Annotated in this window: 13 protein-coding genes; 4 read left to right on the plus strand and 9 right to left on the minus strand. The window is 62.6% G+C overall.

Going from position 1 to position 15,321, the window contains the following annotated elements; translation table 11 throughout:
* Positions 1-304 precede the first annotated feature (304 nt).
* Together PQR40_RS38505 and PQR40_RS38510 are read left to right on the plus strand one after the other, a co-directional pair.
* Positions 305-619: a hypothetical protein gene (locus PQR40_RS38505; protein WP_408222549.1), complete on the plus strand. Its 315-nt coding sequence runs from the start codon at positions 305-307 to the stop codon at positions 617-619.
* Positions 620-766: 147 nt separating this feature from the next.
* A complete protein-coding gene (locus tag PQR40_RS38510) occupies positions 767-1,732 on the plus strand; it encodes a threo-3-hydroxy-L-aspartate ammonia-lyase (RefSeq protein ID WP_408222547.1) in 966 nt (321 codons plus the stop codon).
* A 78-nt stretch (positions 1,733-1,810) separates the two neighbouring features.
* Here the strand turns inward: PQR40_RS38510 and PQR40_RS38515 are convergent, their stop codons facing one another.
* Together PQR40_RS38515 and PQR40_RS38520 are read right to left on the minus strand one after the other, a co-directional pair.
* The gene (locus PQR40_RS38515) at positions 1,811-2,491 is read right to left on the minus strand and encodes a LysE family translocator (protein ID WP_408222545.1); all 681 of its coding nucleotides are present in this window, start codon (positions 2,489-2,491) and stop codon (positions 1,811-1,813) included.
* Between the two features lie 126 nt (positions 2,492-2,617).
* Entirely contained in the window at positions 2,618-4,186 is a 1,569-nt protein-coding gene (locus tag PQR40_RS38520; protein ID WP_408511233.1) for a UbiD family decarboxylase, read from the minus strand.
* Between the two features lie 604 nt (positions 4,187-4,790).
* Between PQR40_RS38520 and PQR40_RS38525 the strand changes: the two genes are divergently transcribed.
* Positions 4,791-5,975, plus strand: a complete 1,185-nt coding sequence (locus PQR40_RS38525; RefSeq protein WP_408511234.1) for a transglycosylase SLT domain-containing protein — start codon at positions 4,791-4,793, stop codon at positions 5,973-5,975.
* Between the two features lie 205 nt (positions 5,976-6,180).
* On the opposite strand, the gene PQR40_RS38530 is transcribed toward PQR40_RS38525, so the two are convergent.
* The 4 genes from PQR40_RS38530 to ribBA form a co-directional block, all read right to left on the minus strand.
* Positions 6,181-7,377, minus strand: a complete 1,197-nt coding sequence (locus tag PQR40_RS38530) for a pyridoxal phosphate-dependent aminotransferase (protein WP_408511235.1) — start codon at positions 7,375-7,377, stop codon at positions 6,181-6,183.
* A 114-nt stretch (positions 7,378-7,491) separates the two neighbouring features.
* Positions 7,492-7,926, minus strand: a complete 435-nt coding sequence (gene nusB / locus PQR40_RS38535; RefSeq protein WP_408333744.1) for a transcription antitermination factor NusB — start codon at positions 7,924-7,926, stop codon at positions 7,492-7,494.
* Positions 7,923-8,429, minus strand: coding sequence for a 6,7-dimethyl-8-ribityllumazine synthase (gene ribH / locus PQR40_RS38540; protein WP_006050161.1), 507 nt, complete (start codon positions 8,427-8,429; stop codon positions 7,923-7,925). Before ribH ends, nusB begins: the two co-directional genes overlap by 4 nt.
* Positions 8,430-8,479: 50 nt before the next feature.
* Complete coding sequence (ribBA, locus tag PQR40_RS38545) at positions 8,480-9,616, minus strand: bifunctional 3,4-dihydroxy-2-butanone-4-phosphate synthase/GTP cyclohydrolase II (protein ID WP_408511236.1); 1,137 nt, start codon at positions 9,614-9,616, stop codon at positions 8,480-8,482.
* A 207-nt stretch (positions 9,617-9,823) separates the two neighbouring features.
* On the opposite strand from ribBA, the gene ilvD reads away from it, so the two are divergent.
* On the plus strand, positions 9,824-11,686 hold the full coding sequence (gene ilvD, locus PQR40_RS38550; RefSeq protein WP_408333750.1) for a dihydroxy-acid dehydratase: 1,863 nt from the start codon (positions 9,824-9,826) through the stop codon (positions 11,684-11,686).
* A gap of 245 nt (positions 11,687-11,931) precedes the next feature.
* Here the strand turns inward: ilvD and PQR40_RS38555 are convergent, their stop codons facing one another.
* From PQR40_RS38555 to hemL, 3 genes are read right to left on the minus strand one after another with little or no spacing between them, the layout of a single operon-like run.
* Positions 11,932-12,567, minus strand: a complete 636-nt coding sequence (locus PQR40_RS38555; protein ID WP_408222530.1) for a riboflavin synthase — start codon at positions 12,565-12,567, stop codon at positions 11,932-11,934.
* A gap of 15 nt (positions 12,568-12,582) precedes the next feature.
* Positions 12,583-13,752 carry a bifunctional diaminohydroxyphosphoribosylaminopyrimidine deaminase/5-amino-6-(5-phosphoribosylamino)uracil reductase RibD gene (gene ribD, locus PQR40_RS38560; RefSeq protein WP_408333753.1) on the minus strand — a complete coding sequence of 390 codons (1,170 nt, stop codon included), beginning with the start codon at positions 13,750-13,752 and terminating at the stop codon, positions 12,583-12,585.
* Between the two features lie 60 nt (positions 13,753-13,812).
* Entirely contained in the window at positions 13,813-15,096 is a 1,284-nt protein-coding gene (gene hemL, locus PQR40_RS38565; protein WP_408511237.1) for a glutamate-1-semialdehyde 2,1-aminomutase, read from the minus strand.
* Between the last annotated feature and the right edge of the window lie 225 nt (positions 15,097-15,321).

Below are 15,321 nucleotides of genomic sequence, written 5' to 3' on the forward strand. Positions count from 1 at the left end.
TTGGGCCGTCAGAATTGAAGCTAATTTGTAATCAAAGATTACTGACAAGTGAGTGCCTGAAGCCACAGGACCTGCGAAGCAGTGGATTCGCTTCCCCTTGATCGCTGGCAAACCCTTAGTTCTCAGCCCGTTGCGCGGTATATCCGGCTGGCGTCGCGTGGACGTAAATTCGGACCTATTGCCGCCAATTGCAATTTGCAACAAATGCGAACATCTATGCACAGGCTTTTTCGATACATTGATTTCATAGCATGCAAGGCATGCAAAGTCGGCGACCTTAGTGGGCCGCGCCAGGAGAATAAAAGTGAAAAAGATCGTTCCGTTTGTCGTTGCCGCCGCACTCGGCGTGGGGTTCGCTACTGCTGCACAGGCGCACGTTTCCGTCGGTATCGGAATTGGCATTCCAATCGCGCCGGCGTATCCGGTTTATGCTCCACCGCCGCCGGTCTATTACGCGCCGCCGCCTCCGCCAGTGGTGTACGCGCCGGGCTATTACGCGCCGCCGGCAGTCGTGGTGGGTGGGTATTACGGTGGCTATGGCCGTCCTTATTATCATCACGGCTACTACCGCGGTGGTTATTACGGCCACGGCTATGGCCACGGTTACTACCGCCGCTAATCGCGAGAAAAGCGCGGACAGTTGTTGACGGCGTAACGCCGGCTTGATCGCCGGGTTACGCCGTTTGTATTTGTGCTGCGACGTACCAAAGCACTGGCGAAGCTGGGAGAATGGCTGTTTCGCCACCGTTTCTGGAGAGTTTCGCCGATGCAAGCGCTTCCCGCTCCCACTTTCGACGACGTACTCGACGCCGCTGCACGTCTTGAAGGCGTCGCCCACCGTACCCCCGTTCTAACCTCGAGCACGTTCAACGAGCGCACGGGTGCGTCGGTGTTCTTCAAGTGCGAAAATTTTCAGCGCATGGGCGCATTCAAGTTTCGCGGCGCCTATAACGCGATTGCGCATTTCGACGCGGAGCAACGCAAAGCGGGTGTGCTGACGTACTCGTCGGGTAACCATGCGCAAGCGATTGCACTGTCGGCGCGCCTTGCAGGCATTCACGCGACGATCATCATGCCGCATGACGCGCCCGCCGCCAAAGTTGCGGCGACCAAGGGCTATGGCGGCGAAGTGATCAGCTATGACCGCTATACCGAGAATCGCGAAGAGATCGGCCGGCGGCTCGCTGAAGAGCGCGGCATGACGCTGATTCCGCCGTACGACCATCCGCACGTGATCGCGGGGCAGGGCACAGCGGTCAAGGAATTGATAGAAGAAACCGGGCCGCTCGACATGCTGTTCGTTTGCCTTGGCGGCGGTGGACTGATCGGTGGCAGTGCATTGTCGGCGGCGGCATTGAGTCCGGCGTGCACCGTGATCGGCATCGAACCTGAAGCGGGCAACGATGGCCAGCAATCGCTCGCGCGCGGCGAGATCGTGCATATCGACGCGCCACGAACGATTGCCGATGGCGCCGCATCCACGCATCTCGGCGATTACACGTTCGCGATCATTCAGAAGCTGGTCGCGCGGATCGAAACGGTGAGCGACGAGCAGTTGGTCGAGACCATGCGTTTCTTCGCGCAGCGCATGAAAATCGTGGTCGAACCGACGGGTTGCCTCGCCGCGGCTGCCGTGCTCAACGGCATCGTGCCGGTGAAGGGCAAGCGTGTGGGCGTGGTGGTGAGTGGCGGCAACGTCGATCTGGCGAAGCTGGCGCAGTATCTCGCCTGATTGGCTCAGGTTGCACCGCGTGCGCTGCGCACGTTGAAATCGATGGAAAACGGCTCGCCAAGGCGAGCCGTTTCTTTTTTAGCTAGCAACCTGTTGTGCGGTCTGCACGATCAGATCGCGATACCCGTTCACGATCACGCTATACGAGAAGTATGCGAACAGCAGTGCCGACAACACATGGCACGCGCGCAGCAAACCGGTGCCGGCGCGTTTGCGCCCGTGGCTGCCGAGTCCGCAGATAAAGATTGTCCAGCACAAGCCACCCAGGAAGAAGCCGCCGAGGAATACCGGCGCAGTCGTCACACTGGTCGCACCCGCTTTCGCGATTAGCGCGCCGCCCACGGCGGCGAACCACAGAATCGCCGAAGGCGATGACATCGCCAGCAACGCGCCGCGCAAGAAACCGCGCCACGGGGAAAGATGCGGCGCTTTGGCATCGGCTTCTCCGGCAACGGCAGGCGCCGACGCCGGGAACATCGCTTCACGCGCCATCTTCCACGTGAGAAACAGCAGGATCGCCGCGCCGCCGATCCACACCACCCAGCGCACCGATTCGAACTGCAGCAGCGCAGCCATTCCCGCGAGCGCGAGCGCCGCGTAAACCAGATCGCCGAAACAGGAACCCAGACCCAACCAGAAGCCTGGTTTGAAGCCGTGCGACAGCGTCAGCGAAATCATCGCGACGTTGACAAGACCGATGTCCAGACACAACGACAACGACAGAAAAAATCCATCCGACATCATTGAAAAGGCATGCATCCGCGCAACTGCTCCATCAGTTTTGTTATTCAGACTTGTTCGAGCGCGCGCGATCCGGCGAGTGACTGGATCGCTTCGATACCGACAGAATCCTAAATATTCAACAGGGTGATTCGAGGGCTGTTTTTACAGTCCCAAGTCATTCCACAAGGCGTCGATACGCTGTTTGACCGCTTTGTCCATCTCGATCGGACGGCCCCATTCGCGATCGGTTTCGCCCGGCCATTTGTTGGTCGCGTCGAGTCCCATCTTCGATCCGAGACCCGCCACCGGCGAGGCGAAATCCAGATAGTCGATCGGCGTGCGATCGACCAGCACCGTGTCGCGCGCAGGATCGATACGCGTGGTAATGGCCCAGATCACTTCCTTCCAGTCGCGGATATTCACGTCCTCGTCGACCACGACGATGAACTTCGTATACATGAATTGCCGCAGGAAACTCCACACGCCGAACATCACGCGCTTGGCGTGACCCGGGTAGCTCTTCTTCATCTGCACGATCGCCATCCGGTAGCTGCATCCTTCAGGCGGCAGATAGAAGTCGGTGATCTCGGTGAACTGCTTCTGCAACAGCGGCACGAACACTTCGTTGAGCGCGACGCCGAGCACGGCGGGCTCATCGGGCGGTTTGCCGGTGTAGGTGGAGTGATAGATCGCGTCGCGCCGCATCGTGATGCGTTCGACCGTGAAGACGGGAAACCACTCCTGCTCGTTGTAGTAGCCGGTGTGGTCGCCATAGGGGCCTTCGAGCGCGTGTTCATAACCCGCGGACGCGCCCTTCGCCGGACGAGGCGGTGCGCCCGTGGGAGCAGGCGAGGGCGTGCCTTCCTGCGGATAGATGAAGCCTTCCAGAACGATCTCCGCGCGCGCGGGCACCTGTAAGCCGTCGACGCCCGGCGTGATGCACTTCGCGAGTTCGGTGCGGCCGCCGCGCAGCAGCCCGGCGAACTGGTATTCGGAGAGCGTGTCGGGCACCGGCGTGACCGCGCCGAGGATGGTCGCCGGATCGGCGCCCAGCACGACAGCCACGGGATACGGTTTGCCCGGATTCTGCAGCGCGAATTCGCGGAAATCGAGTGCGCCGCCGCGATGCGCGAGCCATCGCATGATCAGTTTGTTACGCCCGATCAGTTGCTGGCGATATATGCCTAAATTTTGTCGGCTCTTATTCGGACCTTTTGTGACGGTCAGGCCCCATGTAATCAGCGGCCCTGCATCGCCCGGCCAGCAGGTCTGGATTGGCAGCTTTCCGAGGTCGACATCGTTGCCTTCCCAGACGATTTCCTGGCAGGGCGGCGCGCTCACCGTTTTGGGCGCCATATCCCACACCGCCTTCGCGAGCGAGAACAGTTTGCCCGCGTCCTTGAGCCCCTTCGGCGGCTCCGGTTCCTTCAACGCGGAGAGCAGGCGGCCGACGTCACGCAGCGACTCCAGCGCTGCGCCATCGCCTTCACCTGCCTGCGCGTCGATACCCATGCCGAGCGCAACACGGCGCGGTGTGCCGAACAGGTTGCCGAGGACCGGAAACGCGTGCTGCTGCCGACTCTCGAACAATAACGCCGGACCGCCGGCGCGCAGCACGCGGTCGCACAACTCGGTCATTTCCAGGACTGGCGAGACGTTTTGCGAGATACGGCGCAGTTCACCGATCGTTTCGAGACGGCCGACGAAATCGCGCAGGTCTTTGTATTTCATCTGGTGCGGTAGAGAGCCGCGCAAGCGGCAAAAAGGAGGGCGCCGCAGGCTTCGCGACGCCAAAACGATTGTCGATTTTACCTGTGTTGGCAGGCGGACGTAGATTGGCCAAACGACCTACATCGGAAGGAGTAATTGAGATAGCTCAAGAGGCGCGCACCGCGCGGTTCTGGACGGACTGAACACTGTTCATTATTACAATTAGTTATACATTTGCCTATCTATAGTGTTGACGATCTATAAAACCCTGCATAGAATCCGTCCACATTGGTTGCAGGGCGTGAACCTTTTTACCACTGCCCCCGGTCCCATCTGACGCAACGCGTCACCGTTTACCGCCCCCCTGCACGGTATTTGACGGTCTTACAGAAGTCCTCGCCAGCGCCAACTGACGCTGGTTTTTCGCGTGGGAGCCTCCGCCCGCATGTTTTTTGGCATGCCGCGGGCCGCTTTCGAGATGGCTCCCCACAAACGGTATTTGCCGTTTTCCCGACGTCGCTGCTGCCCTTACCAGACAGAGCGCGCGATGTCTTGACTCTGCGAACGTGTGTTACCGCCTGTTCAACTGGCGGAGTTCGCGGATCATGCAACATGGGAGATCTGAATGAACGCCTGGTTAACGTGGCGTCCCGATGAGCGTATCGCGCAAGTTGTGCGTGGTGCGTTGCGTCGCGGGACGCGAATGAGTCATCACCTGTTCAGCATCGTCGGCGGAATCGCTGTCGTGCTGGCAATCACGCTGTGGCTGATGCCGGCCTTGCGCGGCACCCTTGCCGCCAAGCTCATGCCGGTCATTTCGGCCGCTGTGCAAGCCGGTCCCGCCCGTCTGCTGCAGGGCAACCCGCTGCCGGCTTTCGGACCGCCTGGCGCGTCCTCTGACGACTCGCTGTCCGCGAACTCGACCGGTAGCGACGCCGTTAGCGGCGCGAACAACGGCAACAATGAGGTCACCGTCAGCAACACCAGCTACGACGGCGCTTTCGACGGCACCGGCACGTCCGGTATGGGTGTGGCGGCGCTGAACGGCCTCGACCCGCGCACTATGCAAAGCGTTTCCGCGCTTGCGCGGCTCATCCCGGCGCAGCGCGTCTCGGCCGACGCACGCGACGATCGTGTGCTGGTCTCGACCCGCGAGCAGGATCTGGTCGCGTCGTACCTGGCGCGGCGCTATCGCGTCGCTCAGGAGCCCGTTGGCGAGCTCGTAAAGGCAGCGTTCGACACCGGCCGCGAAGTCGGTCTCGATCCGCTCCTTCTGTTGTCCGTAATGGCCATCGAATCGGGCTTCAACCCGTACGCCGAGAGTGGTGTGGGCGCGCAGGGCCTGATGCAGGTGATGTCCAAGGTTCACTCGGACAAATTCCAGTATTTCGGCGGTCAGAGCGCGGCGCTTGAGCCGGTTGCGAACATCAAGGTGGGTGCGCTGGTGCTGAAGGATTGCATCGCACGCGGTGGTTCGCTGCCAGGCGGTTTGCGTCTTTATGTCGGCTCGACCTCGCAGGACGACGGCGGCTACGGCGCCAAGGTAATGGCCGAGCGCGGCCGCCTGCGCGATGTGGCGCGTGGCCGCAAGGTGCCGATCAATGCACCGCAGGCTCCGGTTCTGACGGCGTCGAACACGACTACGGCTACCGCGGCATCGGCTAACGGCAAGCGCGTGCAGATGACGCTCGATGCCGGTCATCCGCTGAGCGCGGCAACGCCGGTGAAGACGCCGGTGTCCTCCGAGCAGGACGACGCCAGTTCCAACGCGCCCAAGCATGTGGCATCGGCTTCGGAGTTGGGCGCCTGAGATTGGCCGCGTAACCCCGTTGGCGTGACGCGAGAGCGGCCGCAACAAAAAAGGACACCCGGAGGGGTGTCCTTTTTTTATGGCTGGCGCTTGCGATGGTGGCGCGCGAGGCTGCGGGGCGTGTGTCTGAGGATTGCACCCCGCCGGGCCAAGTTAGGCCCCCTTTGGAGGCAACTCAAGCCGCAAGCGCTCAAGATCTGTTCGGTCAGTGCCGGCCGAAGAACTTCGCCAGCCGCTCGACCGCTTCTTCCAGCTTCGGCAGGGCGGTTGCATACGACAGCCTGATGTAATCCCTCGGTGCGTGCGTGCCGAAGTCCATGCCCGGTACCAACACCACGCCCGCGTCGTGCAGCATCGCTTTGGTGAGCGCCGCGCTGTCTCCGGCTGCCCGATGCGCGACCGTCCGGCAATCGGCGTACACATAGAACGCGCCGTCAGGCATTACCGGCACCGAGAAGCCCAGCGATTCGAGCGCCGGCGCAATGAAGTCGCGGCGGCGCTTGAATTCGAGGCGGCGCGCTTCATAGATCGCAATCGTGTCCGGTTCGAAACAGGCTAGCGCCGCATGCTGCGCGAGCGCCGACGCGCAGATGAACAGGTTCTGGGCGAGTTTTTCGAACGCGCCGACCATGCCGGGCGGCACCACCAGCCAGCCCAAACGCCAGCCGGTCATGTTGAAGTACTTCGAGAAGCTGTTGACGGTGATGACGTCGTCGCCGAACGATAACGCCGAGACAGGCTTGGCGTCGTAGCTCAGCCCCTGGTAGATCTCGTCGACGATCGTAAAGCCGCCACGCGCCCGCACGGTCTTGACGATGCGTGCGAGCTCAGCCGGTTCGATCGACGTGCCGGTCGGGTTCGACGGCGACGCCAGTAGCACGCCGCGCGTGCGTTCGTTCCACAGGCGCTCGACGTCGGCGGCGGTCAGTTGAAAGCGCTCGGCCGGCCCGCTTGGCACCAGCACCGGCTTGCCTTCCGCCGCGATCACGAAGTGGCGGTTGCACGGATAGCACGGGTCGGGCATCAGCACTTCATCGTCGCGATCGACCAGCGCGGCGCAAGCCAGCAGCAACGCGGCAGAAGCGCCAGCGGTGACGACGATCCGCGCCGGATCGACGCTGACGCCGTAGGCTTCGGCGTAATGCGCCGAGATCGCCTCGCGCAGCGCGTGCAGGCCAAGCGCATCGGTGTATTGCGTGACGCCGCGGCGCAGGGCGCTCGCGGCTGCTTCGATGACCGGCTCGGGTGCAGTGAAATCGGGTTCGCCGATTCCCATGTGGATAATGTCGCGCCCATCGCGCTCGAGCAGCGCGGCCTCCTTGGCCAGTTCCATCACATAAAAAGGCTGGATGGCGTCGACGCGGGCAGCAAGCCGCACCAAGGGTTCGGTCACGGAGTTCATACGATCAAATTCAGTTCATAAGCAAAAGCGGGACGGCGCCTCGCGCGTGAGTTCATGTGCGAGGCGGGTCAACATCTAGCGTAAGGCGCATGACGTATGTCACGCGCCTTACCCTCAATGCTTGCGAGCCGCCTGCGTTTCGGCAGCGCGCAGTTGCGCCGACAGCTTGTCCAGCACGCCGTTTACGTACTTGTAGCCGTCTGCACCGCCAAAGGTCTTGGCGAGTTCGACTGCTTCGTTGATGACCACGCGATAGGGGATATCAACGTGGTTCTTCAGTTCGAACGCGGCGACCAGCAGAACAGCGCGTTCGACCGGCGAAAGCTGGTCGATCGGGCGATCGAGGCACGGTGCGATATCCGCGGAGAGTGCTTCCGAATCGCGGATCACGCCGTTCAGAATGGCGTCCAGGTGTTCGTGGTCAGCCTTGTCGAAGCCCTGTGCGCCGCGCAGCTGCGCGTCGATTTCACCGCTGGGCGAGCCCGACAGTAGCCACTGGTAAAGCCCCTGCGTGGCCAGTTCGCGGGAGCGTCGGCGTGCGCTCTTCATGCTTCTTCCTCTTCTTCGTCTTCTTCTTCGTCGTCACCGCCGAGTTGTTCAAGCGCGACGGCGAGATTTGCCATTTCGACGGCCACGCGCGCCGCGTCACGTCCCTTCTCGGTCATGCGCGCGACAGCTTGCTCGTCGTTTTCGGTGGTCAGCACGGCATTCGCGACCGGAATGCCGAAGTCGAGGCCGATACGCGTGATGCCCGCGCCGCTTTCGTTCGATACCAGTTCGAAATGGTACGTTTCGCCGCGAATCACCGCGCCCAGCGCAATCAGTGCGTCGAATTGGGCGCTTTCGGCGAGCTTTTGCAGTGCCAGCGGGATTTCCAGCGCGCCTGGCACGGTGACCAGCAGCACGTCTTCGCCGGTGACGCCGAGGCGTTCGAGTTCTTCGATGCACGAATCCGCGAGACCGTTGCAGACGGGTTCGTTAAAACGCGCCTGGACGATGCCGATACGCAGTCCGTCGCCGTCGAGATTCGGTTGGTATTGTCCGATTTCCATGTGAATTCCGTAGTGTTTTGAGTTGGCGCTTAAGCGCGTGAATGGTCGGATCAGCCTTGTTGCGGAGCCTGTGCGGTGCTGCCCGGCATGGGTACGAAGCCGGTGACTTCGAGGCCGTAGCCCGACATGCTACCCAGCTTGCGCGGATTCGACAGCACCTGCATCTTCCCGACACCGAGCTCGCGAAGAATCTGCGCGCCGATACCGTAGGTCTTGAAGTCGACCGGCCGGCGTTTGAGCGCTTCAGCCTTTTCTTTCGAGTCGAACGCCTTGAAAACGTCGACCAGATGCTCCTTCGAATCGCCGCAGTTCAGCATCACGATCACACCGACGTCGCGCTGGGCGATCTCTTTCATGGCTGCATCTAGCGTCCATGAGTGAGTCGACTTGCCGACTTCGAGCAGGTCCAGCATCGACAGCGGCTCGTGCACGCGCACCAGCGTCTCGTGCTCCGGGTTCGGTGTGCCGCGCACCAGCGCGATATGCGGCTGGCCGCTCGGCTGGTCGAGATACATCACCGCGCGAAATGCGCCGTGCGCGGTTTGCATGGTGCGCTCGCAAATACGCTCGACGATCGATTCGGTGCGGCTGCGGTAGTGAATCAGATCCGCGATCGTGCCGATTTTCAGATCGTGCTCTTTGGCGAACTCCATCAGATCCGGCAGGCGCGCCATCGTGCCGTCGTCTTTAATGACTTCGCAGATCACCGCGGCCGGCGTGAGGCCTGCCAGCGCGGTGAAGTCACAGCCGGCCTCGGTGTGGCCGGCGCGCACCAGCACGCCGCCGGGCTGCGCCATGATCGGGAACACGTGGCCCGGCTGCACGATGTGCTCGGCCTTCGCGTCCGGCGCGACCGCTGTGGCGATCGTGCGGGCGCGGTCGGCCGCCGAGATGCCCGTGGTCACGCCTTCAGCTGCTTCGATGCTGACCGTGAACGCCGTGCCGTACTGCGTGCCGTTGCGGTAGGTCATCAGCGGCAGGTTCAGCAGCTTGCAGCGTTCCTGTGTGAGCGTCAGGCAGATCAGGCCGCGACCGTAGCGCGCCATGAAGTTGATCGCTTCCGGCGTGACGAATTCGGCGGCGATCACGAGGTCGCCCTCGTTTTCGCGGTCTTCTTCGTCGACGAGGATCACCATCCGGCCTGATTTCAGTTCGGCAATGATCTCTTGGGTGGAGGCGAGCGTCATGTTGGCGGAGTTTTTCGAAGAAAGCGCGTATTTTACGCCACGCGGGCCTCCAAGTCGCCTGGGCCGGGTGGCATAGGCCGTTTGGCCAGGCCGTTGGGCTGTCTGGCGGCGCTTTGACAGGGCGACGTTGCTATAATTCGTCGCGCCCGCGAAGGCCGCTTCCAGAATCCAGAAAACCAATCCCCGCTAATCCGTTCGAGAAAGATCATGCCGCACTATCGCTCACGCACATCGACTCATGGCCGCAATATGGCCGGCGCCCGCGCCTTGTGGCGCGCCACCGGAATGAAAGACGACGATTTCGGCAAGCCGATTATCGCCGTGGTGAACTCGTTCACCCAGTTCGTGCCGGGTCATGTGCATTTGCGCGATCTGGGCGCGCTGGTCGCGAAGGAAATCGAAGCGGCCGGCGGTGTGGCCAAGGAATTCAACACTATCGCCGTGGACGACGGCATCGCCATGGGTCACGGCGGCATGCTGTATTCGCTGCCTTCGCGTGAGCTGATCGCCGACTCGGTGGAATACATGGTCAACGCGCACTGCGCAGATGCCATGGTCTGCATCTCCAATTGCGACAAGATCACCCCGGGCATGCTGATGGCCGCCATGCGCCTGAACATCCCCGTCGTGTTCGTTTCCGGCGGTCCGATGGAAGCGGGCAAGGTCAAGTCGCCGACAGACGGCCAGGTGATCGCCAAGATCGACCTGATCGACGCGATGATCAAGGCGGGCGACTCCCGGGTCAGCGACGCGGAAGTGGCGGAAATCGAGCGCAGCGCCTGCCCGACATGCGGTTCCTGCTCGGGCATGTTCACCGCGAACTCCATGAATTGCCTGACCGAGGCAATCGGTCTGGCGTTGCCCGGCAACGGCACGATTGTCGCCACGCATGCATGGCGCAAGGGCCTGTTCGAACAGGCCGGCCGTCTGGTGGTGGACCTGTGCCGCCGCTACTATCAGGAAGAAGACGCGTCGGTCCTGCCGCGCAACATCGCCAGCAAACAGGCATTCGAGAACGCCATGGCGCTCGACGTGGCCATGGGCGGTTCGACCAATACCGTGTTGCACCTGCTGGCAGCCGCGCAGGAAGGCGGCGTCGATTTCACGATGTCCGACATCGATCGCATCTCGCGCAAAGTGCCGTGCCTGTGCAAAGTGGCGCCCGCAACCGACAAATACCATATCGAAGACGTGCACCGTGCCGGCGGCATCCCCGGCATTCTCGGTGAACTCGCGCGTGCGGAACTGCTGGATCTGTCGTGCGGCAACGTGCATAGCGGCACGCTGGGCAATGCGATCGCCAGGTGGGACGTCGCTGGCGGTGCGGGCGAAGACGCGCAGAAACTCTTCCGCGCGGCTCCGGGCGGCATTCCGACCACCGTCGCATTCAGCCAGGAAGCCACCTTCACGTCGCTGGATACCGACCGCAAGACCGGCTGTATCCGCAGCAAACAGAACGCGTATTCGAAAGACGGCGGCCTCGCCGTGCTGTACGGCAACCTCGCGGAGAAGGGCTGCATCGTCAAGACCGCGGGTGTCGACGAATCGCAGTGGGTCTTCTCCGGGCGCGCGCGCGTGTTCGAGAGCCAGGACGATGCTGTCGAAGCCATTCTGGGCGACAAAGTCGTGGCGGGCGATGTGGTCGTGATCCGTTACGAAGGGCCGAAGGGCGGCCCCGGCATGCAGGAAATGCTTTACCCCACGTCGTATCTGAAATCCAAGGGCCTGGGTAAGAACTGCGCGCTGTTTACCGATGGCCGCTTCTCGGGCGGGTCGTCGGGCCTCGTGATCGGACATGCTTCGCCGGAAGCGGCCGAAGGCGGCACGATCGGTCTGGTGGAAGAAGGCGATGTGATCGAGATCGACATTCCTAATCGCAAGATGCACCTGGCGGTGTCGGACGAGGAGCTGGCGCGCCGTCGCGAAGCCATGGAAGCACGCGGCGACAAGGCATGGATGCCGGTGAATCGCGAGCGCGTGGTGTCGCAGGCGTTGCAGGCCTATGCGGCGCTGGCGACCTCCGCTGACCGTGGCGCCGTGCGGGATCTCTCGCAATTGAAACGCAAGTGAGAGGTAGTTGAAGCGTAACCGACCGGCTCGTTGACGTAGGAGCCGTGAGGTGCCGGGCGACGTCCGCAATGGACGCCGCCGGTACGTTACTCAAACAGTCGGGATGTTCGCCAGCGGATCGGCCTCGGCGTTCAAGCTGTGACGGCGACGACTTAGCGGCTGCGTCCATCTGCGGCTGATGGGCAAAAAAGCGCTTCTGGCCAACCCCGCTGGACTGCGATGACGGGCAGGGCCCGTCAATCCGATTACTTCAACGGCTGCTGGCCGTCCTGCGATGCCGAGAGCATCCGCTCCACATACCGCGCAATCAGATCGATCTCCAGATTTACCTGCGAGCCCTCGCGCAAATTCTTCAGCGACGTCACCTGCACCGTGTGCGGAATCAGGTTGATCGAAAACTCACAGCCGTCGTCGCGATCTTTAACCGAGTTGACGGTCAAGCTCACGCCGTTGACCGTGATCGAGCCTTTGTAAGCCAGATAGCGGCCAATTTCGCGCGGCGCCAGCACGCGCAGTTCGTGTGACTCGCCGACCGGCGCGAAATGCGTGACGGTGCCGAGTCCGTCCACGTGGCCCGAAACGATATGGCCGCCAAGCCGGTCATGCGCGCGCAGCGCTTTCTCCAGGTTGACTTCGCCCGGTTCGCCGAGACCGACTGTGCAGTTCAGACTTTCGCGCGACACATCCACTTCGAACGAATGCGCGGCTTTTTCCACCACCGTCATGCAGGCGCCCTGAATCGTGATGCTGTCGCCGAGCTGGACGTCTTCGAGATCGAGGCCGCCGGCTTCGACGTTCAGACGCACGCCCGCGTCGCCATCCGTGCCGAGGGGTTTGACTGATTCGATGCGGCCCACCGCCGCGACGATTCCTGTAAACATCGTGCTAATCCTTGATCAATTCGGAGTTGGTTGGGGAGCGGGCTCGGTCCCGGCTTCGGGTTCCGGATTCGGCACGGAGCGGGGCACAAAGCGCGCGAGAATTCGCAGATCGTCGCCGATCCGGTCGACTGTGTGGAAATTCAGTTGCGTGCGGCCGTCGAGCGTTTCCGGCGCGTTCAGATTGAACATGCTCATCGAGTCCACGCCGAGCAGGCTAGGCGCGAGATAGATCAGCAGTTCGTCGACGCAGCCTTCGCGCAGCAGCGAGCCGTTCAGCTTGTAGCCCGCCTCGACGTGCAGTTCGTTGACGTTACGCTCGCCGAGTATTTTCAGCATGGCGGGCAGGTCGACCTTGCCCGCAGCGTTTGCCAGTTGCACGATCTCCGCGCCGCGATCACGCAACGCGCTCGCTCGCTCGGCATGACGCTCATCGAGATTGCCGCAGAAAATCAGTGTGGGTGCGCCGGCCAGAATCTGCGCTTCGGGCGGCACGTCGAGCTGGCTGTCGATCAGCACGCGTTGCGGTTGGCGCGGTATGTCAATGGCGCGCACGGTCATGCGCGGATCGTCTTCCCTGACGGTGCCGATACCCGTCAGAATTGCCGACGCGCGGGCGCGCCACGCATGACCATCGGCGCGCGCCGCTTCGCCGGTAATCCATTGACTCACGCCCGACGGCAAGCCGGTGCGACCGTCCAGCGAGGCAGCCACTTTCATGCGGACCCACGGGCGACCGCGTGTCATGCGCGACACGAAGCCGATGTTCAGTTCGTGTGCTTCGTTGGCGAGTAGCCCGCAACGCACTTCAATGCCGGCGTCGCGCAACATCGTGAGGCCGCGCCCGGAGACTTGCGGATTGGGGTCTTCCATCGCCGCGACCACGCGATCGACCTGTGCTTCGATCAGCGCATTCGCGCACGGCGGAGTGCGGCCGAAATGGCTGCACGGTTCGAGCGTCACGTAGGCCGTGGCGCCGCGCAGATCATGGCCACGTGAACGCGCGTCTTTCAACGCCCGCACTTCGGCATGATCCTGGCCGGCCGGTTGCGTGAAACCTTCGCCGATCACCTCGCCATTCTTGACGAGCACGCAACCGACGCGCGGATTCGGGTCGGTCGTGTACATGCCGCGTTTGGCCAACGCGAGCGCGCGCTCCATATGGACGAAGTCGGTTTGCGAAAACATCGGGATCCGGTCGGGTACGGTGGCTAGGCTGGTTTCGGCGGGTTTTGTGTCTCGCCGGTTTCAGGCCGCGAGCGAGGCAAACGCGCCGCGCGCTGCGTCGATCGTCGCGTCGATGATCGCGTCGTCGTGAACGATCGAAACGAAGCCTGCTTCATACGCCGACGGCGCGAAGTACACGCCCGCATCAAGCATCTTGTGGAAGAACGCATTGAAGCGCGGCACGTCGCTCTTCGTGACTTCGGCGAAGCTGCTCGGGACCGACTCGGTGAAGTACAGGCCGAACATGCCGCCAAGCGAATCGGCCGCGAACGGCACCTTCGCTTCGCGCGCGACATTCGCGAGACCTTGCGCGAGACGCGTGGTGCGGGCAGTGAGCGTGTCGTAGAAGCCCGGCGCCTGGATCAGTTGCAGCGTCTTCAGGCCCGCGGCGACCGCGATCGGATTGCCCGACAGCGTGCCGGCCTGGTAGACGCCGCCGAGCGGCGCAAGGTGAGCCATAATGTCGCGCCGGCCGCCGAAAGCTGCCGCCGGCATGCCGCCGCCGATCACCTTGCCCAGGCACGTCAGATCCGGCGTGATGCCGTAGACCGCTTGCGCGCCACCCAGGGCGACGCGGAAACCGCACATCACTTCGTCGAAAATCAGGACCGAGCCGTGCTCGGTGCACAGGCGCCGCAAGGCTTGCAAGAATTCGGGCGTGGCGCGCACGAGGTTCATGTTGCCTGCCACCGGTTCGACGATCACCGAGGCGATCTCGTTGCCGAACGCCTTGAACGCTTCTTCGAGTTCCGCGACGTTGTTGTACTCGAGCACCGTGGTGTGCTTGGCAATATCGGCCGGCACGCCCGCCGAAGTCGGATTGCCGAACGTGAGCAGGCCCGAGCCGGCTTTGACCAGCAGGCTGTCCGCGTGGCCGTGATAGCAGCCTTCGAACTTGACGATACGGCTGCGGTTCGTGAAGCCGCGCGCGAGACGCAGTGCGCTCATGGTCGCTTCGGTGCCGCTCGATACCATGCGGACCTGTTCGATCGACGGCACCAGTTTGCAGATTTCTTCGGCGATTTCCACTTCCGCTTCGGTCGGCGCGCCGAACGAGAAGCCGTTCGCCAGCACGCGCTGAACCGCTTCCAGCACTTCCGGGTGGACGTGGCCGAGGATCATCGGGCCCCACGAGCCGATGTAGTCGGTATAGCGCTGACCGTCCGCGTCCCAGAAGTAGGGGCCTTGCGCGCGCTCGATGAAGCGCGGCGTGCCGCCTACCGAGCGGAATGCGCGGACCGGCGAGTTCACGCCGCCGGGGATGGTGCGCTGCGCGCGCTCGAAGAGAGTCTGGTTTTTAGACATGGTGATGGCTGGAATTTGGGTTGCGCAGCGGCGCGGGTGCTGGTTTTTGCGCTCGGCGCGGCGCTGAGGGTTTGATGGGGAAATTGTACCGGAGTCAGCGGGAAGAGGTTTCGGGCTTGCCCATGCTGGGGCGGGGTGCTGTTTTCTGTGCCTTTTCTTGATTTCTTTGTGGTCTATTAGTGTCGCCCCTGTGCGGGGCGGCACCTACTTTTCTTTGCATGCCGC

This window comes from Paraburkholderia sediminicola (genome assembly GCF_046026855.1).
GTDB lineage: Bacteria > Pseudomonadota > Gammaproteobacteria > Burkholderiales > Burkholderiaceae > Paraburkholderia > Paraburkholderia sediminicola_A.